Genomic DNA, 22,962 nt, shown 5'->3' with positions numbered 1-22,962 from the left:
ATATGGCGACCAGCGGCGGCCGCTACGGCAGTTACGGAAGCAGTTTGCGAGACCTACCGCGGCTGCGCGCGCACCGGCGCATGCGCGAATCCAGTTGGGACCCCACCGGCGGCAATGAGGATCGCGTCACGGTCCGACCGGGGCGGACCGTCACGCTTGCGGATATACCCGGGGCGGGTTCGGTGAACCACATCTGGATGACCGTCGCACCCCGGGAGGCGCCAACCCCGGACTCGGTGGACAACGATTACCTGCGCAAGTTGGTGCTGAAGATCTACTGGGACGGTGCCCAGTACCCGAGTGTGCTGGTCCCGCTGGGTGACTTCTTCGGCGTCGGGCATGCCCGGACGGTCAATTTCGCCTCGCTGCCCCTGCAGATGAGCCCACAGGACGGTAAAGCGTTCAACTCCTTCTTCCACATGCCCTTCGCTGATGGCGCCCGGTTCGAGTTGACCAGTGAATGCGAAGCGGAGGACATGTGGTTCTACTACTACATCGACTACGACGCCTTCGATGAACTCGAGGAGGGGTTGGGCAGGTTCCACGCCTCGTGGAACCGGCAGTGCCCCACCGACGGCGTCGAACAGGGCGGACAGTCCAATGCAGAATTCCTGTTCGGCGGAGAAAACCGGGATGGGCACGGCAACTACACGATCCTGGACACCACCGGGCGCGGGCATTACATCGGATGCGTCCTGAACATCACGAACCTGCGCGATACCAGCGACTGGAACTGGTACGGCGAAGGCGACGACATGATCTTCATCGACGGGGAGCCGTGGCCGCCGCGGCTGCACGGCACCGGCACCGAGGACTACTTCAACACCGCCTGGTGTCCCTCGCAGTCCTATGCCGCGCCCTACCACGGGCTCACGCTGCCGGGCGGGGAGAACTGGAGTGGCCAGATCTCCACCTACCGCTTCCATGTGGAGGACCCGATCTCCTTCACCACCTCGATCAAGGTCACCATCGAACACGGGCACGCCAACAAGCGCAGCGACGACCTGTCCTCCACCGCGTACTGGTACGCCGATCAGCCGACGCCGGGCCTCACGCTGGCACCGGTGGATCAGCGCCGGCCGAGGCAGGGATGAGGAGGCGGGCGATGGTGAGGGCGACCGCAGCGGGTTCCGCCGTGCTGCTGGCGGCGTGCTCACCGGACCCCGGCGCCGTGGATGTCGCCGAGTCGAAAGGGGGTGACTTCCTCATCACCGGCGTCAGCGACGTGACCCAGATCGCGCAGTTGACCGGCCCGGACTCGCGGATCAACGACACCGAAGCGGTGGCGGTGGCCGGGACCGATCTTGGCTCGATGTTCACCGCCGGAGAGCGGACCTTCTTCGTCTTCGGTGACACCTTCGGTGAGCGCGACCCGGAATCCCACGGCGGGCAGGGGAGCAACTGGCGCTCGAACGCACTCGCCTACACCACCGATGACGACCCCTCGGACGGCATCACCTTCGACGGCTGGATCACCGACGACATCGGCTTCGCCGCCGAAGCGGTCCCCGGGCTGCACCAGGCCAACGGGGTCGGTGAGGTGACCAAGATCCCCACGTTCGGTTTCGCCATCGGTGATGTGCTCTACCTGGCGTTCATGTCGGTGCACTTCTGGGGAGAGCCGGGGGAGTGGGACGCCAACTACGCGGGGCTGGCCCGCAGCGATGACGGCGGCCAGACCTGGACCGAGTTGGATATTCAATGGCCGGGGGACTCCAACTTCATCCAGGTCTCGACCGTCGAGATCTCCGAGGACGGCGAGGAGTACCTGTACTTCTTCTCCATTCCGGCCGGACGGACCGGCCCGGTGCAACTCATGAAGGTTCCGGCTACCACCGAGGCGGTGGAGGACCTGGACTCCTACTTCTACTTCACCGGCACCGACGACGACGGAGCCCCGCAGTGGTCGCCGCAGATGTCCTCCGCGGTGGATGTGGTGCCGGGACAGTTCGGCGAACTGTCGGTGATCTATTCCGAGCACCTCGACCGCTGGATCCTGACCACGATGCGATTCGCCGAGGGGGACGCGGTGCTCCTGGAGGGCCTCAACCCGTGGGGGCCGTGGGGCGAGCCGCACGTCATCACCGACCAGGCCGAGAGTCCCGGCCTGTACGGGCCCTATACGCATCCGGACTACGTCAGCGATGACGGTCGAACCCTCTACTTCACCCTGTCCCTGTGGGGGCCGTACAACGTCTTCTGGTACAGCCTCGATCTCGACCTCGAGCAGTAACTCCCCACCCGTCACAGCACATCAAGGAGGATGACGAAAATGAGCACTACACGACGCACGATGGGCGCGATGAGCGCCATAGCGGCAGCAGGCCTGGTCCTGGCCGCCTGCGGCGGGACACCGGAAGGTGGCCCGGGAGATGCCGGCGATCCAGGCGGTGAGAACGGGGGCGTGGACGTTCCTGCGGACGCGGTGGAGGTGACCTTCTGGCAGACCCAGTACACCGATGAGGAGAACGAGTGGTACGAGGCCGTCGTGGAGGAGTTCAACGACGCCCAGGACGAGATCTTTGTCAACCACACCATCGTTCCCGGTGATGCCTGGGACCAGCGGATGACCGCCGCCCAGGCCGCCGGTAACCAACCGGACCTGCGGACGATGAACTATGGAGATATCTCCGATGCCGCCCGCACCGGCCAGATCACCTCAGTGGCCGACCTCATCGACGCCGCAGCCTGGGATGACCTGGAGGACAACGTCCGCGAGATGGTCACCTACCAGGAGCAGGAGTACGCCTACCCGCTCCTGGTCGAACCCTCCGCGGTGTTGTACTACCGCACCGACCTGTTCGAGGAAGCGGGTCTTGATGGTCCCCCGGCCTCGTGGGATGAGTTGGTCGACTATGCCGACCAACTGACCGACGACACCACCTTCGGGCTACGGCTGGCCCAGGACGCCGGGGACATGGCCTGGTCCACCTGGGGTTACCAGTGGAACGTGGCCGGACATCTGCCGATCAGCGACGACTGGTCCGAGCCGCAGGCCACGGAGGACTATGCCCCGTTGCTGCAGGCCTTCCAGGACATGTTCGAATCCGGTGCGATCCCACCGGCCGACGGTGTGGGGTACCCGGACGCTTCACCCTTCGGGGAGGGCCGCTATGCGATGATGGCCAACGGTTCCTGGGCCGCAAGCCAGTTGCTGGCCGACTACCCAGACATCGTCGATGACGTCGCAGTTGCGGCGATGCCGAGCTTCTCCGGTCAGCCGGGGGAGACCACCGCAACCCTCGGTGGCTGGACCCTGGTGGTCGACGGCGCCAGCGACGTTCCCGAGGAGGCGGCCGCGTTCATCGAATGGGCGTTGGGCGGTGATGTGGACGTCCTGGTGCCGTTCTTCGAGGCCACCGTGTTCTCCAAGGTTTCCCCTCGCATCTCCGTGGCCGAAGCGATCGCCGAACACCCCGATGTCGATGACATCAACCCCTGGAACGTGGTGATCCAGGAGGACATCGTCCCCTACGCCGAAGCCGAACCGCAGTACCCCTGGGGTATCAGCCTGGCCCTGGGTGAGGCGATCGAGTTGGCGATGCAGGGAACTCCGGTCGATGAGGCCCTGGAGTACGCCAACAGTGAGATCCAGACCGAGATCGACAACGCCGACCTCGCCGGATCCTGACCAGGTGCCGGGGGGGCCACCCCAACCCCCCCCCCCCCCCCCCCCCCCCCCCCCCCCCTCCCCCCCCTCCCCCCCCCCCCCCCCCCCCCCCCCCCACGACCACACGTCACAAGGAGGTGAAGGACATGGCGGTGCTCACCCAGCGGCGCCGAGGTGTCCAGCAGGAGAGGCCGGGCGCACGACGACGACCCGCTCCACATCGCAAGGACAACAAGATCGCCTTCGCGATGCTGGCCCCGGCGCTGATCCTGCTGTCCATCTTTGTTATCTGGCCGCTGATCTATGCCTGGGTCGTGAGCTTCTACCAGTGGAACTTCTACCAGGAGTCGGTGTTCATCGGCCTGCGCAATTTCCAGATTGTGCTCAACGATGCCACGTTCCGGGAATCGATCGTGCGTGGCCTGACCTTTGCGCTGATCGTGGTACCGGTGATCCTCCTCGTCGCGTTCCTGTTCGCCAGTTTGGTCAAGACGATGGGGCGGCGGATGGCCACGGTGCTCAAGGTGAGCATCTACATTCCCACCGTGATCTCCGGGGTGATCGCCTCGATCGTGTTCGTGCTGGTCTATGAGTACCGCCAGGGCATCCTCAACTACCTGCTCGGACTCGTCGGCGTCAGTGACGTGGCCTGGTTGGGTAGCGCCCGCACAGCCCTGTATGCCCTGACCGTGCCGGCGATCTGGCTCGGGCTGGGATTGGCCTCACTGATCATGCTCGCCGGGTTACTGGATATCCCGGAGAGCTATTACGAATCGGCCGAACTGGAAGGCGCCAACTGGTTCCAGCGCACGTTCTTCATCACCATCCCGTTGATGAAGAACATCATCCTGTATCTGCTGGTCACCGGGTTCGTGGCCGCGATCCAGCAGTACGAACTCCCCCTCATCATGACCGGTGGCGGGCCTACGCAGTCGACGCTGCTGCCCAACCTGCTGATCTTCCAGCGGTTCACCGGAGATCTGTACGTGGGGTACTCGATCGCCGCCGCCCTGCTCCTGTTCCTGGTACTGGGCTCGCTCTCGGCGGTGATCTTCCGGTTGATCAACTCGGAGAAGGCGGTGGATGGCTGATGGCAGTCACCGGACAAGCACCCAGTCGTGATCTGGCCCCCGTCGTGACCTCGGCGGTGGCCACGAAGACCACACGGCGTCGTAGCGCCCGCTCCACCGGCCCGGTGGGGACGGTGCTGCGCTACTTCTTCGCCTTCCTCATCGTGCTCGCCGCCTTGTTCCCCCTGGCGTGGATGGCGATCTCGGGGTTCAAGGCCCGCAATGAAGTCGTGACCTCCCCGTTCCAGTTCTTCCCGGAGATCTGGCGCCCGGAGAATTATGTGGAGATTCTCAGTGACCCCCAGTTCAGCCGGGCGCTGGGGATCACGTTCCTCGGTGCGGTGCTGTTCACCTTGCTCAGCCTGACGGTGAACTCGATGGCGGCCTACGCCTTCGCGCGTCTGGAGTTCTCCGCCAAACGGATCATCTGGACCTTGACCCTGCTGACGATGTTCATCCCGGGTATGGCGATCCTGCTCACCTCCTACATCGTGGTGACCCGGATGGGGATGCTCAACACCTTGGCGGTGCTGGTGGTCCCCGGCGCCACCGCCGCGATCCACATCTTTTTCATCCGGCAGTTCTACCTGGGCATCCCCACCAGTTTGGAGGAGGCGGCGCTCCTGGATGGGTGTGGCCGCTGGCAGATCTTCCTGCGGATCTTCCTGCCGATGTCCAAACCGGTGTTCGTCGTCGTCGGCATCACCTCGTTCCTGGCGTTCTGGAACGCCTACGTGTGGCCGATCATGACGATCACCGAACCGGACAGTCCGCTCACCCAGATCCAGCAGTACCTGGCGATGTTCCGCTCCGAACGGCGCATCGAGTACGGACTGCTGCTGGCCGGCTCCACCCTGGCGGCCACTCCGGTGATCGTGCTGTTCCTGATCTTCCAGCGCTACATCATCAGCGGGATCCGGATCTCCGGGATCAAGTAGGCGAGCACGACAACGCAGCGGCGCTCGATGCGCTGCAGTGAAGGAGTCCCATGGCTGACACCGGCCCCCGGTCGATCCCGCATGCGCTCGGGCCCCATGTGGCCCTGCCGCTGGGCGGGATCGGCACCGGCAACCTCGCCCTGGGCGCCGATGGCGGGTTGCGACAGTGGCAACTGCACAACATCGGCAACCATCGTGGCGATCTTCCCGGATCCTTCTTCGCGCTCCGGGTGAGCCAGTGGGAACCACCGTTCGACGCCGTGCGGATTCTGCAGGCACCTGCGCCGACGGCGGAACAGACCCACACCCCGCTGGTCAACGACGACCACGTCCCGAACTGGCAGCGTGAACTGCTCGAGCAGGCCGAGCCGATGCCCGAATCCACCTTCACCGGCCAGTACCCCTTCGGGCGGGTCGACTTCCACGACGAGACGCTGCCCGTGCAAGTGAGTCTGGAAGCCTTCACCCCGTTAGTGCCGCTGGATGTGCAGAACAGCTCGCTGCCCGCCGTCCTGTTCACCCTCACCCTCACCAACCACGACGTGACCCCCGTGGCCGCCTGGCTGGGCGGGGCGATCCAGAACGCTGTGGGAGGTGACGGCGTCCTGGCCCCCGACGGCGTGCGCGCGCCCGGATACGGTGGCAACGTCAACCGGGTCCACCGGGACGGGGGTTGGACCAACCTGGTGCTGGAGAACCCGTCGCTGGCCCCGGATGACCCCGGCGCCGGTTCCATGGTGCTCGCTTGTGATGCTCCGTTGACCACGGCACTACCCGCTTGGACCAGCCCGCACCAGTTCCTGGACTTCATGCGCTCGCGGCAACCGTTCGGTCCCCAGGACTGGGCCCACATGCCCTCATGGATCGCCGATCCACAACCCACGGGCACCTGGAGCCGGGCACGGCCAAGCCCGACCGGAGCCACCTGGAACGGTGGTTTGGCGGGTCAGATCGACGTGCCTCCCGGGCAGAGCGTGCACGTGCGGTTCGTCCTCACGTGGCACTTTCCGAACCGGTATGTCAACTTCACCCAGTTCGGGGGGATCCGGCCCGAGTGGGGGGCTACCAGGTACCGGCTCGGCAACCACTACACCACCGTGCATGCCGACGCGTTGGCGGTGAGCCGGCAGGTGCAGCAGCAATGGAGGGGTCTGGAGTCGGTCTCCCGCCGGTGGGTACGCACGGTCGCCGGCTCGGGACTGAGCGCGACGGAGACAGAGCATCTGCTCGCCCAGGCCGCGATCATCAGGAGCCCGAGTTTCTTCCGCGATGAGGACGGAAGGTTCTACGGGTTCGAGGGAGTGCATGGCGCCTCGACCACGATGTGGTCCGGGGACGTTGGCGGGTCCTGTCCGCTGAACTGTACGCATGTGTTCGCCTATGCCCAGGGACTGGCGAAGATGTTCCCGGACCTGGAACGGTCGATGCGGCGGACTCAGTTCGAGGTCATGCAGGCCCCGCAAGGGTTCATTCCGCACCGGCTGATCGCCCCGACCCACCTACCCCAACTATGGGACCGGCCGATCGGGGGACCGGGAGAGCCCGCACTGGACGGGATGCTCGCGACCGTCCTGCAGACGTATCGGGAGGTGCGCACCGGAGCCGGACAGGACTGGCTCAGGACGTACTGGCCCAACATCCACCGACTGCTGGAGTACGTCGCCGCAACCTGGGATCCCCAGGGCACCGGGATGCTGCACGGCATACAACCCTCCACCCACGACATTGACCTGGCCGGCCTGAACACCTTCATGGGCACCTACTGGCTCGCGGCACTGCGCGCGGGCGAGGAGTTGGCCCAGCTGCTCGGCCACACCGACATCGCCACCAGGTGGCGGGAATGGTTCGAACGGTCCTCGGTCGCCTACGATGACGCCCTCTTCACCGGGGAGTACTACATCCAGGTGCTCGAGGAAGGCGATCCGACCAAGTTCCAATGGGAGCGCGGCTGCCTGTCCGACCAACTGATCGGGCAGTGGTGGGCCCACACCGTGGACTTGGGGTACCTGCTCCCGGCCGATCACGTGCGTACTGCGCTGGCTTCGGTGGTCCGGCACAACCTGCGCACCGGCTTCGACGGCTTCGACCACCCATTCCGGTCCTTCGCGGTCCAGGATGAGACCGGGCTGCTGATGTGCTCCTGGCCGCACGGGGGCCGCCCGGCCACGCCCACCCGGTATTGCGATGAGGTGTGGACCGGGATCGAGCAGCAGGTGGCCGCGCACTGCCTGATGGAAGGGCTGACCGAGGAAGCCGACGCGATCCTGACCGGACTGTGGGCCCGGTACGACGGGCGCCGACGCAATCCGTACAACCAGGTTGAGTGCGGAGACCACTACGTGCGGGCTCTGTCGGGATGGACGGTCCTGGAAGCTCGCACTGGGCACCGTTGGGACGCCACCACCGGCACCCTGCAGGTGGCGGCTATGCCCGACGGCGGCTGGCCGGTGCTCACCGACGACGGCTGGGGCACGCTCCGGCCGGTGCCCGACGGGGTGGAGATGACGTGCCGGCACGGTCGGTTCGAGATCGAGCGTCTCGTGGTCGACGGGCAGGATCTGCTCGGTGGCCCGCTGATGTTGGCCACGGGGGAGGTGAGAACCATCCGTTGATGCGCTGCGCCGTCGAAGCAGCGCAGCGGTCCAGGAGGACACTCGTGCCGGCGGTCGCCGGCACAGGCAATGACGCCAAGGAGAGGGATATGAGCACAACTAGCACATCTAGCAGAACGGGCACCAGGGCAACCGCTGCCCTGGGCACACTGGCGCTGGCAGCAGCGGGGGTGGTCCTGGCGGCTACGCCCGCAGCAGCCTCGGAAGAACATTCTCCGGCGCAGATGATCGCGAAGATCACCGGGTCGGGTTCGATCAACGACACGGACTCCCGGTGGAACGTCGGGGGTACCGACCTGGGGTTGATGTGGGACAACGGGGCCGGGCAGATCATGTTTGCCATCGGTGACACCTTCGCCACGGCCCCTGCCGGTGGGCCGGACTGGCGCTCCAATGGTCTGCTGCGCAGTTCCGATGCCGACTTCGCCACCGGCATGATGCTGGATAGCGCAGTGCTGGACGGCGACGGTGACGCGGCCGAGATCATCCCTTCGCTGAAGGACCCGGGCACCGAGCACACCACCATCCCCACCGCCGGGATCGCCGTGGATGACACCCAGTACCTGGCGTTCATGTCAGTGCGCCAGTGGGGAGAGCCGGGGGAGTGGGACACCAACTACTCCCGGATCGCCTACTCCGAGGACAACGGGGAGACCTGGAATGACACCGACGGTCCGGAGTGGACCAACACCGAAGCCGGTGACAACAACTTCCAGATGGTCAGTTTCGTGCGCGGGCAGGGGGACGGCTACATCTACATGCACGGCACGCCGAACGGCCGCCTCGGCGCGGCCCAGGTGGCGCGGGTACCCGAGGAAGAGATCCTGGACAAGGACTCCTACACCTACTGGGACGGCGCCGGCTGGGACCCCGAGGAGACCGCCGCGGTCGACGTCGTGGCCCCCAACGTCTCCGAACTGTCCGTGCAGTACCACGAACACTCCGGGCAGTGGCTGATGATGTACCTGAACGAGGAGGTCGACGTCGTGGTGCGCACCGCGCCGGCTCCCGAGGGCCCGTGGGGCCAGCCTCAGATCGTCGCGAGTTTCGCAGACTATCCGGGTCTGTACTCCCCGTACATGCACCCCTGGAACGAGGGCCCCACGGTGCACTTCATGATGTCGCTGTGGGAGCCGTACAACATCTACCAGCTCGCTTTCGATCTCGATACCGACGGACAGATCACCCGCCCCAACCTGATCGCCGATCCCAGTTTCGAACGCGCCGGCGAATCCGGTGCGGTGAGCGACGTCTGGTCCTGCACCGGGAACTGCGGCATCGATCGCGACATCAACTGGGCCCATTCGGGCAGCAACCAAGCCTGGATGCGGCACAACACCGGATGGATCGATGTGCACCAGCAGGTGCCGGTGGAGCCGAACACCACCTACGACCTGTCGGCCTTCGTCACCACCGGTGGCGAACCGGCCCAGGGCGCGCTGGGCGTTCGTCAGGTGGGCCCGGGCGCCCAGGTCCTCGCCGAGACCGAGTTCACCGAACTGCCCGTGTACGAGCGTCAGGCGTTGACCTTCAATTCCGGACCGAACACCGCCGTGGAGGTCTACGTCGGCAGCAACCTGGACGGTGACCGCTGGGTCCAGATCGACGACTTCACGCTGATCGCCGGCGGAACCGAGGCCGAACCCGACCCGCCCTCGGTCGACGCGCTGCGAGCCAGTCTGGAGGCCTACACGGCCGACGGTGCGGTGGCCGGACCGATCGCTCATCAGTTGGCCGGAGCGCTGGACCAAGTCGAACGACACCTGGACGATGGGCGCACCCAGCCTGCGCACGTCGCACTGGACCGGTTCATCCGTCACCTGGACAACCCCAAACGCCCCGACACCTTGACGCCGGAGGCTGCCTCGCATCTGCGGCACGAGGCCGTGGCCCTGCGGGAGGCCACCGGGTGAACCAGGTGTACCTGGTGGCAGGCGCTCGCTGGCACCTCTGCGTATCCCACCGGCTCCGGCACCGGTGCGCGCGTGTCACTTGGTTTCCGAGGCGAGCCGGGCGTACCGTGAACCGGCCGAGGAGAAGGAGGCACCCGTGAAAGTGCTGAACCGTGACACGCTGGAGGCCGTCTCCGCGACGGTGCCGGCTCCGGCCTACGACCGCACGCAGTTGCGCGTCGGGATCGTGCACTTCGGGGTAGGCGGATTCCACCGGGCCCACCAGGCGATGTACGTGGATCGACTCATGCAGGACGGGACCGCCCGGGACTGGGCCATCTGCGGCGTGGGGCTGCTACCGGGGGACCGGCACATGGCCGACGTGCTCCAGGCGCAGGACGGGCTGTACACACTGGTGACCAAGCACCCGGACGGGACGCTGGAACCCAGGGTCATCGGCTCGATCGCGCGGTACCTGTACGGGCCGGCGGACCCTGCGGCGGTGCTCGATCAGATGGTTGATCCCGCGGTTCGGATAGTCTCGCTGACCGTCACCGAGGGCGGGTACCACGTCAACCCGGTGACCGGCGAACTCGATCCCGCCGCCCCCGAACTGCAGTACGATCTGGCCCACCCCGACGAGCCGTCGTCGATGTTCGGCTACGTGCTGGCGGCGCTGCGGCGGCGCCGTGCCGCGGGAGTACCACCGTTCACGGTGGTCTCCTGCGACAACATCCAGGGCAACGGGGACGTGGCCCGGGCGATGCTGGTGGCGTTCGCCAGGCTGCAGGATCCGGATCTGGGCGGCTGGATCGACGGCGAGGTCTCCTTCCCCAACTCCATGGTGGACCGGATCACCCCCGCCACCGCCGCTGCCGACCGCACCATGGTGGCGACCCGGTTCGGCATCATCGACGAGTGGCCGGTCGTCGCCGAACCGTTCGTCCAGTGGGTCCTGGAGGACGACTTCCCGACCGGCCGTCCGCCGTTCCAGGACGCCGGCGTGCAGATGGTCGATGACGTGGTGCCCTACGAGATGATGAAGTTGCGCCTGCTCAACGCCGGCCATCAGGCCCTGTGCTACCTGGGCTACCTCGCCGGGTACCGGTACGCCCATGAGGTCGCCGCGGACCCGTTGTTCCGGTCCTTCCTGCTCCGGTACATGCGTGAGGAAGCTGCCCCGACCCTGCCCCCCGTACCCGGTGTCGATCTGCGCGACTATCAGCACCAACTCGTCGAACGGTTCGCCAACGCCCATGTGCGCGACACCCTGGCGCGGCTCTGCGCGGAGAGTTCGGACCGGATTCCGGCGTGGTTGGTACCGGTGGTCGTGGAGAACCTGCAGGCCGGCGGATCCGTGGCATGCTCGGCCCTCGTCGTCGCGGCGTGGGCGCGGTACGCCGAAGGCACCGACGAGCAGGGCCGGCCGATCGAGGTCGTGGATCAGCGCCGGGACCGGGTGATGGCGGCAGCGGGCCGGCAGCGGCAGGATGGACTTGCGTTCCTGCGCGATCGGACGCTGTTCGGTGACCTCGTCGACGACGACCGGTTCGTCACGGCATACCGGTCCGCGCTGACCGACTTGCACCGGGACGGAGCGCGAGCGGCACTCGAATCGCTCATGGCCGGGGCGCGGATCCACTGAACGGAACGAACCCATCCCGCTGAAATGTCCAAGCCCGGGACCAGCATGGGCGGCACACTGGAGGCATGCCCATCACACTCACGCCCAAACTCGTCGTCCACGAGGCCGATAGCGCGATCGACTATTACTCCCGGGCCCTCGGGGCCACGGTGCGGCAGCGGTACACGATGGGGGACTCCGTGGTGTTCGCCGAACTGGCGGTGTTCGGTGTCGCCCTTCTTCTCAAGGATGCCGACGAGCACGACCCCAGCCCGCAGACGTTGGGCCGGCCGGGCGTGCTGCTCGATGTGAGCACCGACGATCCGGACGGTCTGGCCGAGCAGATGGTGGCGGCCGGCGGCCAGGTGGTCTTCCCGGTGGCCGACCAGCCCTACGGGGCGCGCGGCGGACGGGTGCGCGACCCCTTCGGCCACGAGTGGCTGCTGCAGACACCGATGACCCGGAGCCCCGAGCAGATCCAGGCCGCACTGGAGGATCCCGAGGGCTGAACCACCCGGCGACACGACCCGCTGCCGGTGAAGGAAGTGTGAGGGGACGGTCGCCAAAGAGAGTACGGTGAAGGGGTGGCAACCCCAACATTGAACACCAGGCCACCGATCCCGACGTGGCGCTCGAGCATCGTGCTCAAATCTGTCATGGCCGTCAGCGGGCTGATCCTGGTCGGATTCCTGATCGCCCATGCCTACGGCAACTTCAAGATCTTCTCCGGGCAGGAGGCCTTCGATGCCTACTCGGCCTACCTGCGTGAGATCGGCCAGCCCCTGTTGCCCTACAGCGGCGCGCTGTGGATCCTGCGGATCGTGCTGCTGGCCGCTATCGGAGCGCATATCTACGCAGCGGTGACGCTATGGCGGCGCAACCGCGGCGCGACCGCCGGCAAGGGTGCCGCCCGGTACGTGAGCAGCAACGCCCGGCGCGGCCACCAGCGGTCCTACGCCTCGTTCACGATGCGGTGGGGAGGGGTGGTCATCGGGTTGTTCGTGATCTACCACATCCTGCACCTGACCACGAACCACATCGCCCCCGGTGGTGCTTCCGGAAGCCCGTACGAGCGAACGGTGAACGGGTTCGAGATCTGGTGGGTGGTGGCCACCTACACGATCGCCCTGATCGCCCTGGGCTTCCACCTGCGCCACGGGCTGTGGGCGGCCTTCGCCAGCATCGGCTGGAACCGATCGCCGCGGGTGCGTGCGAACCTGAACATCGCCGCCACGGTCGTCGCGGTAGCGATGATCCTCGCCTTCCTCATTCCCCCCTTCGCCGTCCTGTTCGGAGTCGTGTAGTGAGTACCACCCAGCCCGTCGACACTGAGTTCTATATCTCGGGCGCCCCGATCGCTGATGACAAGGCTCCGGCTGGGCCGATCAACGAGCGGTGGGACACCCGCCGGTTCGAGGCGAAACTGGTCAACCCCGCCAACCGCCGCAAACTCTCGGTGATCATGGTGGGCACCGGACTGGCCGGCGCCGCAGCAGCGGCCACCCTCGGTGAGGCCGGTTACCACGTCCAGGCGTTCTGCTATCAGGACAGCCCCCGCCGGGCCCACTCCATCGCCGCCCAGGGCGGGATCAATGCGGCCAAGAACTACCGCAACGACGGGGACTCCATCGAGCGGTTGTTCTTCGACACCGTTAAGGGCGGTGACTACCGCGCCCGGGAGTCCAATGTCTACCGGCTCTCCCAGGTCAGCGTGGAGATCATCGACCAGTGCGTGGCCCAGGGCGTACCGTTCGCCCGGGAGTACGGCGGGTTGCTGGACAACCGCTCCTTCGGCGGTGTGCAGGTCTCGCGCACCTTCTACGCCCGCGGCCAGACCGGTCAGCAGTTGCTGCTGGGGGCCTACCAGGCCATGGAACGCCAGATCGGGGCCGGGACGGTGGAGATGTTCTCCCGCCACGAGATGCTCGATGTGATCGTGATCGACGGCCACGCCCGGGGCATCGTGGCCCGGGACCTGGTCACCGGCGAGATCCAGACCCATATGGCCGACGCGGTGGTGCTGGCCAGCGGCGGGTACGGCAACGTGTTCTTCCTGTCCACCAACGCGATGGGCTCCAACGTCACCGCCACCTGGAAGGCGCACCGCAAGGGCGCCTTCTTCGGCAACCCCTGCTACACCCAGATCCACCCCACCTGCATCCCGGTGTCCGGGGCGAACCAGTCCAAACTCACCTTGATGAGCGAGTCGCTGCGCAACGACGGGCGCATCTGGGTTCCGAAGAAGCCCGGTGACGAACGCGCCCCGCAGGATATCCCCGAGGATGAGCGCGACTACTACCTGGAGCGTCGCTACCCGGCCTTCGGCAACCTGGTGCCTCGGGACGTGGCTTCCCGGGCCGCCAAGAACGTGTGTGATGAGGGCCGCGGGGTGGGCCACAAGGTCGACGGCGTGGCGCGCGGGGTCTACCTGGACTTCGCCGATGCGATCGCCCGATTGGGCCGCAAGGCGGTGGAGGGCAAGTACGGCAACTTGTTCGACATGTACGAGCAGATCACCGGGGAGAACCCGTACGAGATGCCGATGCGGATCTATCCCGCGGTGCACTACACCATGGGCGGGTTGTGGGTGGATTACGACCTGCAGTCCACCATCCCGGGGCTGTTCGTGACCGGGGAGGCCAACTTCTCCGACCACGGCGCCAACCGGCTCGGTGCCAGCGCGCTGATGCAGGGGTTGGGGGACGGCTACTTCGTGCTGCCACCCACGCTGGCGCACTACCTCGCGGACAACCCGCTGCCGCCGGTGGATGAGCACCACCCCGAGGCACAGGCCACCAAGGCGGCCGTGACCGAGCGGATCGAGAAACTCCTGAGCATCAACGGTGAGCGCACGGTGGACTCCTTCCACCGCGAACTCGGCGACATCATGTGGGAGTACTGCGGCATGGAGCGCAGCGCCGAGGGCCTGACGAAGGCGATCGGCCTGATCCGCTCGCTGCGTGAGGAGTTCTGGCGCAACGTCAGGGTGCCCGGTACCGCGGCGGAGTTCAACCAGTCCCTGGAGCGGGCCGGCCGGGTCGCCGACTTCCTGGAACTCGGCGAACTCATGTGCATCGACGCCCTGCACCGGGAGGAGTCCTGCGGTGGGCACTTCCGCGCCGAACATCAGACCGAGGACGGTGAGGCGCTGCGGGACGACGAGAACTTCGCCTACGTGGCGGCCTGGGAGTACACCGGAGAGGACGCCAAACCGGTCCTGCACAAGGAAGACCTGGAGTACGAGTACGTCGAGATGAAGCAGCGGAGCTACAAGTGAACATCACTCTGCGCGTATGGCGGCAGCGCACCGCCACCGACAACGGCCGGATGGTCACCTACCAGGTGGAGGGCATCTCCCCGGACATGTCCTTCCTGGAGATGCTCGACATGCTCAACGAGCGCCTCACCATGGCCGGCGACGACCCGATCGCGTTCGACGACGACTGCCGCGAGGGAATCTGCGGTGCGTGCGGACTGGTCATCAACGGCCTGGCGCACGGGCCCAAACAGCTCGTCACCACCTGCCAGTTGCACATGCGCAGCTTCAACGACGGCGACGTGATCGACGTCGAGCCCTTCCGGGCCGAGCCGTTCACCGTGGTGCGCGACCTGGTGGTGGACCGGTCCTCCTTCGACCGCATCATCCAGGCCGGCGGTTACATCTCGGTGAACACCGGCTCGGCCCCGGACGCCCACGCCACCCCGGTGCCCCGGGACGACGCCCAGGACGCCTTCGACGCCGCCGCCTGCATCGGTTGCGGAGCCTGTGTGGCGGCCTGCCCGAACGGATCGGCCTCGCTGTTCCTGGGCGCCAAGATCGATCACCTGGGCAAGCTCCCCCAGGGCCAGCCCGAACGGCACGCCCGGGCGCTGGCGATGACCGCCCGGCACGACCACGAGGGCTTCGGCGGGTGCACCCAGATCGGGGAGTGCGAAGCGGTGTGCCCCAAGGGGATCCCGCTGTCGGTGATCTCCCAGACGAACGCCGACGTGCTCGGTGCGCTCTCCCACGGGGGCCGGTAGCCCTGCGCACCGGTGTGAGGCAGTGAGGCCGGCGCACTCCTGATGCGCAAGATCGGTCGGGCGCGGCAGCGGTGGTCCCGTTCATACTGCTGTCATGCCGGATCAGGAACGCGACCGCCTGCGGGAGTTGCTCGACACGGCCCTCGATGAGGACAATCGCACCTTGGCGGAGATGGCCGAGGGCGCCTTCCTGTCTCCGTTCCACTTCAGTCGGGAGTTGGCCCGAGGGACGGGGGAGCCGCCGGTGCAGATGCGGCGCCGGGTGCTGTTGGAGCGGGCGGCGTGGCAACTCGGTGGGGGCGCCTCGGTGACGCAGGTGGCTCTCGCGGCCGGGTATGAGTCGGTCGACGGGTTCGGGCGGGCCTTCTCGAAGGCGTTCGGCTCCCCGCCCAGTACCGTCACTGACCGCAGTAGCAGCCATTGGCTTCCGTCCCCCAACGGCATCCACTTCCACCCCCCGACCTCGCTGTGGCTCGGCGAGGGTGAGGCCGCCTCGGCCCGGTCCGGATCGGGCGAGGTCATCGAGATGATGGCGCACCACGACATCGACGACGTCCGTCACCTGCTGGAGGCGGTCGAAGGGCTGTCGGAGGAGGAGTACCGTCGGGTACGCCTACCCGGGAACGCTCCCCTGGAGTGGGATGGTCCGGATGAGTCGGTGGCTCAGGCGATGTCCCACCTGGTCGCGACCAAGGAGGTCTGGTTGGCCGCGATCGCCGGCTATGAGGTTCCGGAGGTGCTCGGTGACGACGACGCCGTGACGCTCGCCGGCCGCCACGAGGCGCTCGCCGGTCGCTGGCTGGCCACGATCCGCAACATCGACCGCCGCGGTGCGTGGGCGGACCGACTCATCGACGCGCTGTGCCGGCCGCCCCAGAGTTTCGTCATCGGCAGCGTCATCGCCCATGTGCTCACCTTCTCCGCACATCGGCGCCAGTTGGTGCGGATGATGTTGCGCGAGACCGGAGCAAGCATCGACGGCGGCGACCCGATCGACTGGCTGCACCGGCGCTCAGGAGGTAGGCGATGAGCCGGGCCCTCCGCTCTGAGGAGACCACCCCATGAGGTTCCTGCTGCTCGTGCACTCGCCACGGGGCCGGTGGCAGGGAATACCCGCCGACGGCGCGGACGGGGAGATGCAGAGGCACATCGCGCTGATTGAGGACCTCGACTCACAGGGCCGGCTCCTGGACTGCAGCCCACTCGCTCCGCCCGAGGAGGCCGTGGCGGTCCGCGTCCGTCATGGCGTGACCCTGGCCACCGGTACCCCCGGAGAAGAAGTCGGCTACCAGGACGGCGTGCTCGCCGGTTACTACCTGATCGAGTGCCCCACCACCGACGAGGCGGTCCAGGTCGCCGCCCGCATCCCGGACGCCGCGACGAGCGAGGTCCTGGTGCACCCACTGATCGACCTGGAGCCGGTGCCCACCGGCCCGCGGACCACGCGCCGGAACTGAGTCGCATGTCCACGCACCTGTCACCCCGCCTGGCCCGGATCGTCCAAGCACTACCGCTGGAGCCACACCTGCGGGTGCTCGAGATCGGGTGCGGACCCGGTGCTGCTGCGCGCGTGATCGCCGACCGGTTGACCACCGGCCACCTCCTCGCCATCGACAGGTCCGCCACGGCAGTGGACCAACTCAAGAAGCGGTCGACCGCACAGATCGACTCCGGGCGCTTGAGTGCGCGGCAGGTGGCGATCGAGGACTTCGTCCTGACCGAGGACGAGGAGCCCTTCGATCTCGTCTTCGCAGTGCGGGTCGGCGCGCTCGACGGCCGCCACCCCCAAGCCGGGCACGCGGCCCTGCAGCGCATCGCCGGAGCCACTCACCCACGCGCGCGACTCTTCATCGCCGGCGCACACCCCCTGCGCGAAGTGCCCATCCCGCGGCCCCGTCGGTGAGCCCACTGCGACGAGTGCAGCGGTGACCTGGCGCGTTCCGCAGCGTCCGAGTCTGCACCCGGTAGCCTCAATCGGAGGAAGTGCGGCTGGCCAGCAGCCTGCGGAACGAGGCCAACCTGGCCTCTCCGACCGCTCCGGCCCGCCCCGAGGCCACCCAGTCATCCAGTACGCAGTCCGGGGCGTCCGCGGTGTGGGTGCACCCCCGCGGGCAGTCCTGGGCGACGGCACCCAGGTCCTCGAAGGCGAGCACCAGACTGTCGGGGTCCACGTGCGCCAGACCGAAGGAGCGCACACCCGGGGTGTCGATGATCCAGCCCCCCTGCGGGAGCGGCAGGGCCACCGCCGAGGTAGAGGTGTGCCGCCCGCGGCCGGTGGTCACGTTGACCTTGCCCACCGCCCGGTCCGCCTGCGGGACCAGGGCGTTGACCAGCGTGGACTTGCCCACCCCGGAATGACCGACCAGCACCGACATCCGACCGGTCACGGCCTCGCGAAGTTCCGCCAAGCCGGTGATGTCCGACGGCGTGGCCGCCCCGGGTGCGGCGGTGACCACCGCGGAGACGCCCAGGGAGGTATAGGCGGACAGGAACTCCTCGGGGTCGGCCAGGTCCGCCTTGGTCAGGCACAGTAAGGCATCCATGCCGGCGTCGAAGGCCGCTACCAGGCAGCGGTCCACCATGCGTGGGCGCGGTTCGGGCTCGGCCAGGGCGGTGACGATGACCAGTTGATCGGCATTGGCCACGAGCACCCGCTCGGCGCCCTCGACGTCCTCGGCGGAGCGGCGCAGCGCGGTGTGTCGTTCGTGCACGCGCACCACCCGCGCCAGGGTGTCGGAGGCGCCGGAGGTGTCCCCGACCACATCCACCCGGTCCCCGACCACGACGGCGGCCCGGCCCAGTTCCCGGGCCATCATCGCCACCACTGCCACGCCGTCGTCGGTGAGTAGCCGCGCCCGGCCACGGTCCAGTCCGATCACCAGCGCCGGGATCGCGTCGGCGTGGTCCGGACGCCTCTTGCTGCGCGGCCGGCTGCCACGGGAGTTCGGACGGATCCGCACGTCCGCCTCGGAGTACTCGCGCGGTGACCTCATGCCCCGGTGAGCATCGAGTGCCACATAGTGGCGAAGCCGGGCACGGTCTTGGCGGTCGTGGCCACATCCACCACACCCACCCCGTCCACCGCCAGGCCGATGATGGCGGCGAACATCGCCATCCGGTGGTCGTGGTAGGTCCGCAGCACCGCGGGGCGCAGGTCGCCGCCGTCGATGATCAGGCCGTCCTCGGTCTCCTCGGCCCGACCCCCGAGCCGGGTGATCTCGGTGACCAGTGCAGCCAACCGGTCGGTTTCGTGCCCGCGCAGGTGGGCGATGCCGCGCAGCCTCGAACGACCAGGTGCCAGGGCGGCCAGTGCGGCCAGGGCCGGGGTCAGTTCCCCGGCCTGGCTCAGGTCCAGGTCCACCGGTACCACGGTGCCCCCGCCGCGGGCGGTGAGCACGCCGTCGTCGTCCAGGCTCACCTGACCGCCCAAGGCGGTCAGGAACTGTGGCAGCAGCGCTCCCGGCTGGGTGGTGCGGGCGGGCCAGTGCGGGATCCGTACCTGCCCACCGGCCACCAGCGCGGCGGCCAGGAACGGTGCGGCGTTGGACAGGTCCGGCTCGACGGCGACGTGCCCACCGGCGATCGGGCCCGGTTCGACCCGCCACTGTCCTGCGGTGGTGTCGTCCACGACGACACCCCGTTCGCGCAGCGTGGCGACCGTCATGTCGATGTGGGGCTGGCTGGGCAGCGCCGACCCGACGTGGCGCAGGGTGAGCCCGGAGGTGAACCGTGGGGCCGCCAGCAACAGAGCGGAGACGAACTGGGAGGAGGCGGCGGCATCGATCTGCACCTGTCCACCCTCGACGGCGCCCGCGCCGTGCACGGTCACCGGCAGGAACTGCGGCGGGTCCTGCTCGCCACTGAGAGCCACGCCCAGGTCCGTCAGGGCAGTGAGCACCGGACCCATCGGCCGGGACCGGGCCGCGACGTCCCCGTCCAGGTGCACCGGGCCGGTGGCCAGCGCTGCGATCGGGGGGATGAACCGCATCACGGTCCCGGCCAGGCCGCAGTCGATCCGGGCCCCGCCCTGTAACGCACCGGGAGTGATGGAGATCGAGGTGGGGTCCTGCTCGCCGATGGTGATCGTGGTGCCCAGCGACCGCAGCGCCCCGATCATCAGGTCCGCGTCCCGGGAGCGCAGCGCACCGGTGATGGTGGTCGGCTCCTCAGCCAGGGCGGCCAGGGGCAGGTAACGGTTGGTCAGCGACTTCGATCCGGGGATCACGACGGTGGCGTCGAGGCCCAGGGTGGCAAGCGGAGCCGCCCACACCTGATCGGTGGTCATCGAGAGGGCCTCATGCGGCCTTGGCTGCCTTCACCCGGCTGCGCATGTCCGACTTCACCTCGGCGAGTTCGGCGCGGTGCTCCTTGGCGTTGCGCCGTTTCCAACCCAGCGACGGCTCACCCTCACGGTCGGAGGCGGCGATGATCAACCCACCGAGCAGACCCAGGTTGCGTAGCAGCGCGCTGCGCGCGGCGCGGCGCTCCTCGGGTGTGCCGGTGGTGGGCCGGTTCAGCACTGTGAGCGGGACTGCGACCAGGGCGAGGATCCCGGCGGCCAGGCGGGGCGCTCTGCCGGTGGCCAGCAGCACCCCGGCCCCCACCGAGATGGCACCGCTGATCTTGGCCAGCGTCACCGTGTCCTCGGGCAGTCCCGAGACCTTCTCGGAGGCGGCTTTGAGCGGCTTGGCGACCGGCTCGAGTTTCTCGGCGTGCCGTTCCGGATTCCGCATCGCGTCCCACCCGTCCACGATGAACACGGAGGCGAGCAAGGGGCGGGCCAGTCTGCGCAGCGAAGTCATAGGTCCATTGCTACCGCAGAATGGGCGCGAGCGCGAGCTTTTCGGTGAGATGGCCCTATCGGCGAGCGTTGGGAATAGCCGGGCGGGTGGAGACGGTTGTCCATGATGTGCAGGTGATGACGAGGGACCGTGAGCAGGCTGTGCCCGCCGGGCTGCGCGAGGGCTGGGGAGGGCTAGGCTTGCAGGTGATGAATGATCACGGTGAAGCCTCCGGGACCGGCGCCGCTCAGGACGAGCGGTCGCCCCGGCGTGCGCCCGAGGAGGAGACCGTCGCAGAGCGTGACCGCCGCTTCCAGGACGAAGCACTGCCCTACCTGGACCAACTTTACGGCGCAGCGCTGCGGATGACCCGCAAGCCCGAGGATGCCGAGGACCTGGTCCAGGAGGCCTTCTCCAAGGCCTATGCGGCCTTCGGTCAGTACCGCCCGGGCACCAACCTGAAGGCGTGGCTGTACCGGATCCTGACCAACTCCTACATCAATTCGTATCGCAAGAAGCAGCGTGAGCCGCAGCAGTCCGACGCCGAGGAGGTCGAGGACTGGCAGATTCATCGCGCGGCCTCGCACACCTCCACCGGGTTGCGCTCGGCCGAGGCCGAGGCGATCGACGCCCTGGGTGACGACGTGGTGAAGGAGGCGTTGACAGCGCTTCCTGAGGATCGCCGCCTGGCGGTGTACCTGGCCGACGTGGAGGGGTTCGCCTACAAGGAGATCGCCGAGATCATGGACACCCCGATCGGTACGGTGATGTCGCGCCTGCATCGAGGCCGCGCGCAGTTGCGCACCCTGCTGGCCGACCATGCCCGGTCCCTGGGGATCAAGGTGGAGAAGGTATGAACTCAGAGATCCGCCGCGCAGCCCAGTTGTGCAACTGCGCCGAGGCGTTGGAGCATCTGTCCGAGTACCTGGACTCGGAGATGGACGAGCGCGAACTGGAACGCCTGCGCACCCATATCGAAGACTGCGCCCAGTGCCTGGAGGCCCTCGCCTCCGAACAGTCCCTGCGGGTGGTGCTGCGTCGCTCCTGCGCTGAGGTGGCGCCGCCCTCGCTGCGGTTGCGGGTGCTCTCCCAGATCACGGTGCAGCGCAGCACCTCACGCTGAGTGCGGGCACGAAGCCGGGAGACGCAACAGCGCCGAGGGGATCGAAGGATCCGCACTCGGCGCTGATCTGACTGGTTGCGTGTCGCGCTGGCTCAGCTGTTGGGACGCTTGCCGCTGTTGGCAGCGTTCTTGCGGCGGGCCTTGCGCTTACGTCCGCGCTTGCTCATCGGGCGCACCTTCCGGTTCGTCGGTCACGTAGGGGTCGGAGACCACCGCCCATCATCCCACACGGGGCCCCTCGGGTGACAATCACAGGGGTAGGCCGCCACGATCGCGACCCCGGGCGTCGGGTCCGGGCCACCACTAGGCTGTGCCGATGCGCTGTGTCTACGTCCGGAGCCAGGATCCCGACCGCCCGCTGACCGGATTGGGCATCGGCCCGCTGGATCTTCACCCGCCCGAGGCCGACTGGGTGCCGGTGCAGGTCCGAGCGGCCTCGCTGAACCACCATGACCTGTGGAGTCTTCGCGGTGTGGGTCTGAGTGCCGACCGGCTTCCAATGGTGCTGGGCACCGACGCGGCCGGATTCGACCCCGACGGGCGGCGGGTGCTGGTGCACGCGGTGCTGACCAGCCCGGGCTGGGTGGGGGAGGAGACCGTGGACCCGCGACGCAGCCTGCTCTCCGAGCGCTACCCGGGCACGCTGGCCGAGCGGGTCTGGGTTCCCGCACGGAACGTGGTCGCCATCGCCGACGGGATGTCCTTCCCCGATGCGGCCTGCCTGCCCACCGCCTATCTGACCGCGTACCGCCTCCTGGTCGATGCCGCGGGCGTACGGCCCGGGCAGCGAGTGCTGATCCAGGGTGCCGGCGGCGGGGTGGCGACCGCCGCGACGGTGCTCGCCCGGGCCATGGGCGCGCACGTCGTGGTCACCTCCCGCTCCGAGGAGCGTCGGGAGGCGGCCCTGGCGATCGGTGCGCACCAGGCGGTAGCGGCCGGGGAGCGGATCGAACCGGTGGATGCGGTGATCGAGACCGTCGGGGAGGCCACCTGGTCCCACTCGCTCCGTGCGCTGCGTCCCGGCGGGGTGGTCGCCGTCGCCGGAGCCACCTCCGGGGCGATGCCGCCGGCGGACCTCAACCGCGTGTTCTTCCGTAGCCTGCGGGTGGTCGGCACCACCATGGGCACCCTGGAGCAACTGCACGGCCTCCTCGCGATGCTGCAGGCCACCGGGGTACGCCCGGTGGTGGATTCGGTGCACCGGTTCGACGAGGAGGGAGTCCGCGCGGCGTTCGCGCGCCTGGACTCCGGTGCGGCGTTCGGCAAGGTCGTGCTCAGCCGCGACTGAG

At 67.9% G+C, this 22,962-nt stretch carries 22 protein-coding genes; 18 read left to right on the top strand and 4 right to left on the bottom strand.

Annotation, left to right across the window (positions count from 1 at the left end):
* Window positions 1-2: 2 nt before the first annotated feature.
* From ACO0LV_RS14460 to ACO0LV_RS14390, 15 genes are all read left to right on the top strand, one after another.
* Window positions 3-1,094 carry a glycoside hydrolase family 172 protein gene (locus tag ACO0LV_RS14460; RefSeq protein ID WP_424788620.1) on the top strand — a complete coding sequence of 364 codons (1,092 nt, stop codon included), beginning with the start codon at window positions 3-5 and terminating at the stop codon, window positions 1,092-1,094.
* Between the two features lie 11 nt (window positions 1,095-1,105).
* Window positions 1,106-2,233 carry a DUF4185 domain-containing protein gene (locus ACO0LV_RS14455; protein WP_424788619.1) on the top strand — a complete coding sequence of 376 codons (1,128 nt, stop codon included), beginning with the start codon at window positions 1,106-1,108 and terminating at the stop codon, window positions 2,231-2,233.
* 39 nt (window positions 2,234-2,272) lie between these two features.
* Window positions 2,273-3,631 (top strand): ABC transporter substrate-binding protein, encoded by a 1,359-nt coding sequence (locus ACO0LV_RS14450; RefSeq protein WP_424788618.1) that lies wholly within the window; start codon window positions 2,273-2,275, stop codon window positions 3,629-3,631.
* A gap of 125 nt (window positions 3,632-3,756) precedes the next feature.
* The gene (locus tag ACO0LV_RS14445; protein ID WP_424788617.1) at window positions 3,757-4,701 is read left to right on the top strand and encodes a carbohydrate ABC transporter permease; all 945 of its coding nucleotides are present in this window, start codon (window positions 3,757-3,759) and stop codon (window positions 4,699-4,701) included.
* Window positions 4,701-5,618: a carbohydrate ABC transporter permease gene (locus ACO0LV_RS14440; RefSeq protein ID WP_424788616.1), complete on the top strand. Its 918-nt coding sequence runs from the start codon at window positions 4,701-4,703 to the stop codon at window positions 5,616-5,618. The genes ACO0LV_RS14445 and ACO0LV_RS14440 overlap by 1 nt, the downstream gene beginning before the upstream one ends.
* 50 nt (window positions 5,619-5,668) lie before the next feature.
* Window positions 5,669-8,230, top strand: coding sequence for a GH116 family glycosyl-hydrolase (locus ACO0LV_RS14435; RefSeq protein WP_424788615.1), 2,562 nt, complete (start codon window positions 5,669-5,671; stop codon window positions 8,228-8,230).
* Between the two features lie 89 nt (window positions 8,231-8,319).
* Entirely contained in the window at window positions 8,320-10,143 is a 1,824-nt protein-coding gene (locus ACO0LV_RS14430; RefSeq protein ID WP_424788614.1) for a DUF4185 domain-containing protein, read from the top strand.
* A 136-nt stretch (window positions 10,144-10,279) separates the two neighbouring features.
* On the top strand, window positions 10,280-11,767 hold the full coding sequence (locus ACO0LV_RS14425; RefSeq protein WP_424788613.1) for a mannitol dehydrogenase family protein: 1,488 nt from the start codon (window positions 10,280-10,282) through the stop codon (window positions 11,765-11,767).
* A gap of 65 nt (window positions 11,768-11,832) precedes the next feature.
* Window positions 11,833-12,255, top strand: a complete 423-nt coding sequence (locus ACO0LV_RS14420) for a VOC family protein (protein ID WP_424788612.1) — start codon at window positions 11,833-11,835, stop codon at window positions 12,253-12,255.
* Between the two features lie 75 nt (window positions 12,256-12,330).
* A complete protein-coding gene (locus ACO0LV_RS14415; RefSeq protein WP_424788611.1) occupies window positions 12,331-13,050 on the top strand; it encodes a succinate dehydrogenase cytochrome b subunit in 720 nt (239 codons plus the stop codon).
* Window positions 13,050-15,023: a fumarate reductase/succinate dehydrogenase flavoprotein subunit gene (locus tag ACO0LV_RS14410; RefSeq protein ID WP_424788610.1), complete on the top strand. Its 1,974-nt coding sequence runs from the start codon at window positions 13,050-13,052 to the stop codon at window positions 15,021-15,023. The genes ACO0LV_RS14415 and ACO0LV_RS14410 overlap by 1 nt, the downstream gene beginning before the upstream one ends.
* A complete protein-coding gene (locus tag ACO0LV_RS14405; RefSeq protein WP_424788609.1) occupies window positions 15,020-15,769 on the top strand; it encodes a succinate dehydrogenase/fumarate reductase iron-sulfur subunit in 750 nt (249 codons plus the stop codon). Before ACO0LV_RS14410 ends, ACO0LV_RS14405 begins: the two co-directional genes overlap by 4 nt.
* 94 nt (window positions 15,770-15,863) lie before the next feature.
* Complete coding sequence (locus ACO0LV_RS14400) at window positions 15,864-16,799, top strand: helix-turn-helix domain-containing protein (protein WP_424788608.1); 936 nt, start codon at window positions 15,864-15,866, stop codon at window positions 16,797-16,799.
* A 31-nt stretch (window positions 16,800-16,830) separates the two neighbouring features.
* Window positions 16,831-17,226, top strand: a complete 396-nt coding sequence (locus tag ACO0LV_RS14395) for a YciI family protein (protein WP_424788607.1) — start codon at window positions 16,831-16,833, stop codon at window positions 17,224-17,226.
* Window positions 17,227-17,231: 5 nt separating this feature from the next.
* Complete coding sequence (locus tag ACO0LV_RS14390) at window positions 17,232-17,672, top strand: class I SAM-dependent methyltransferase (protein WP_424788606.1); 441 nt, start codon at window positions 17,232-17,234, stop codon at window positions 17,670-17,672.
* Between the two features lie 67 nt (window positions 17,673-17,739).
* Here ACO0LV_RS14390 and rsgA read toward each other — a convergent pair whose 3' ends face one another.
* Genes rsgA through ACO0LV_RS14375 form a run of 3 tightly spaced genes read right to left on the bottom strand, consistent with a single transcriptional unit; the run spans window position 17,740 to window position 20,571 of the window.
* Window positions 17,740-18,762 carry a ribosome small subunit-dependent GTPase A gene (gene rsgA, locus ACO0LV_RS14385; protein ID WP_424788605.1) on the bottom strand — a complete coding sequence of 341 codons (1,023 nt, stop codon included), beginning with the start codon at window positions 18,760-18,762 and terminating at the stop codon, window positions 17,740-17,742.
* Window positions 18,759-20,054, bottom strand: coding sequence for a 3-phosphoshikimate 1-carboxyvinyltransferase (gene aroA / locus ACO0LV_RS14380; protein WP_424788604.1), 1,296 nt, complete (start codon window positions 20,052-20,054; stop codon window positions 18,759-18,761). The genes rsgA and aroA overlap by 4 nt, the downstream gene beginning before the upstream one ends.
* 10 nt (window positions 20,055-20,064) lie before the next feature.
* On the bottom strand, window positions 20,065-20,571 hold the full coding sequence (locus ACO0LV_RS14375) for a DoxX family protein (RefSeq protein WP_424788603.1): 507 nt from the start codon (window positions 20,569-20,571) through the stop codon (window positions 20,065-20,067).
* Between the two features lie 116 nt (window positions 20,572-20,687).
* Between ACO0LV_RS14375 and ACO0LV_RS14370 the strand changes: the two genes are divergently transcribed.
* Both ACO0LV_RS14370 and rsrA read left to right on the top strand, forming a co-directional pair.
* Window positions 20,688-21,407: a sigma-70 family RNA polymerase sigma factor gene (locus tag ACO0LV_RS14370; protein WP_424788602.1), complete on the top strand. Its 720-nt coding sequence runs from the start codon at window positions 20,688-20,690 to the stop codon at window positions 21,405-21,407.
* The gene (gene rsrA, locus ACO0LV_RS14365) at window positions 21,404-21,673 is read left to right on the top strand and encodes a mycothiol system anti-sigma-R factor (RefSeq protein WP_424788601.1); all 270 of its coding nucleotides are present in this window, start codon (window positions 21,404-21,406) and stop codon (window positions 21,671-21,673) included. The genes ACO0LV_RS14370 and rsrA overlap by 4 nt, the downstream gene beginning before the upstream one ends.
* 92 nt (window positions 21,674-21,765) lie before the next feature.
* On the opposite strand, the gene ACO0LV_RS14360 is transcribed toward rsrA, so the two are convergent.
* Window positions 21,766-21,840 carry a 50S ribosomal protein bL37 gene (locus ACO0LV_RS14360; protein WP_424788671.1) on the bottom strand — a complete coding sequence of 25 codons (75 nt, stop codon included), beginning with the start codon at window positions 21,838-21,840 and terminating at the stop codon, window positions 21,766-21,768.
* 149 nt (window positions 21,841-21,989) lie between these two features.
* On the opposite strand from ACO0LV_RS14360, the gene ACO0LV_RS14355 reads away from it, so the two are divergent.
* The gene (locus ACO0LV_RS14355) at window positions 21,990-22,961 is read left to right on the top strand and encodes a zinc-binding dehydrogenase (RefSeq protein WP_424788600.1); all 972 of its coding nucleotides are present in this window, start codon (window positions 21,990-21,992) and stop codon (window positions 22,959-22,961) included.
* The last annotated feature ends 1 nt before the right edge of the window (window position 22,962 follow it).

Source organism: Pseudactinotalea sp. Z1739, from assembly GCF_049725055.1.
GTDB lineage: Bacteria > Actinomycetota > Actinomycetes > Actinomycetales > Beutenbergiaceae > CALKWS01.
The sequence above is the reverse complement of the archived record's forward strand: the minus strand, read 5'-3'. Positions and strand labels throughout refer to the sequence as shown.

What these genes read in the sequence shown, in the direction of transcription:
- ACO0LV_RS14375 (WP_424788603.1), bottom strand. Translation starts at nt 20,571, where the DNA reads ATGACTTCGCTGCGCAGACTGGCCCGCCCCTTGCTCGCCTCCGTGTTC.
- ACO0LV_RS14400 (WP_424788608.1), top strand. Translation starts at nt 15,864, where the DNA reads ATGCCGGATCAGGAACGCGACCGCCTGCGGGAGTTGCTCGACACGGCC.
- aroA (WP_424788604.1), bottom strand. Translation starts at nt 20,054, where the DNA reads ATGACCACCGATCAGGTGTGGGCGGCTCCGCTTGCCACCCTGGGCCTC.
- ACO0LV_RS14390 (WP_424788606.1), top strand. Translation starts at nt 17,232, where the DNA reads ATGTCCACGCACCTGTCACCCCGCCTGGCCCGGATCGTCCAAGCACTA.
- rsrA (WP_424788601.1), top strand. Translation starts at nt 21,404, where the DNA reads ATGAACTCAGAGATCCGCCGCGCAGCCCAGTTGTGCAACTGCGCCGAG.
- ACO0LV_RS14355 (WP_424788600.1), top strand. Translation starts at nt 21,990, where the DNA reads ATGCGCTGTGTCTACGTCCGGAGCCAGGATCCCGACCGCCCGCTGACC.
- ACO0LV_RS14455 (WP_424788619.1), top strand. Translation starts at nt 1,106, where the DNA reads ATGGTGAGGGCGACCGCAGCGGGTTCCGCCGTGCTGCTGGCGGCGTGC.
- ACO0LV_RS14395 (WP_424788607.1), top strand. Translation starts at nt 16,831, where the DNA reads ATGAGGTTCCTGCTGCTCGTGCACTCGCCACGGGGCCGGTGGCAGGGA.
- ACO0LV_RS14420 (WP_424788612.1), top strand. Translation starts at nt 11,833, where the DNA reads ATGCCCATCACACTCACGCCCAAACTCGTCGTCCACGAGGCCGATAGC.
- ACO0LV_RS14450 (WP_424788618.1), top strand. Translation starts at nt 2,273, where the DNA reads ATGAGCACTACACGACGCACGATGGGCGCGATGAGCGCCATAGCGGCA.
- ACO0LV_RS14435 (WP_424788615.1), top strand. Translation starts at nt 5,669, where the DNA reads ATGGCTGACACCGGCCCCCGGTCGATCCCGCATGCGCTCGGGCCCCAT.
- ACO0LV_RS14440 (WP_424788616.1), top strand. Translation starts at nt 4,701, where the DNA reads ATGGCAGTCACCGGACAAGCACCCAGTCGTGATCTGGCCCCCGTCGTG.
- rsgA (WP_424788605.1), bottom strand. Translation starts at nt 18,762, where the DNA reads ATGAGGTCACCGCGCGAGTACTCCGAGGCGGACGTGCGGATCCGTCCG.
- ACO0LV_RS14430 (WP_424788614.1), top strand. Translation starts at nt 8,320, where the DNA reads ATGAGCACAACTAGCACATCTAGCAGAACGGGCACCAGGGCAACCGCT.
- ACO0LV_RS14460 (WP_424788620.1), top strand. Translation starts at nt 3, where the DNA reads ATGGCGACCAGCGGCGGCCGCTACGGCAGTTACGGAAGCAGTTTGCGA.
- ACO0LV_RS14445 (WP_424788617.1), top strand. Translation starts at nt 3,757, where the DNA reads ATGGCGGTGCTCACCCAGCGGCGCCGAGGTGTCCAGCAGGAGAGGCCG.
- ACO0LV_RS14370 (WP_424788602.1), top strand. Translation starts at nt 20,688, where the DNA reads ATGACGAGGGACCGTGAGCAGGCTGTGCCCGCCGGGCTGCGCGAGGGC.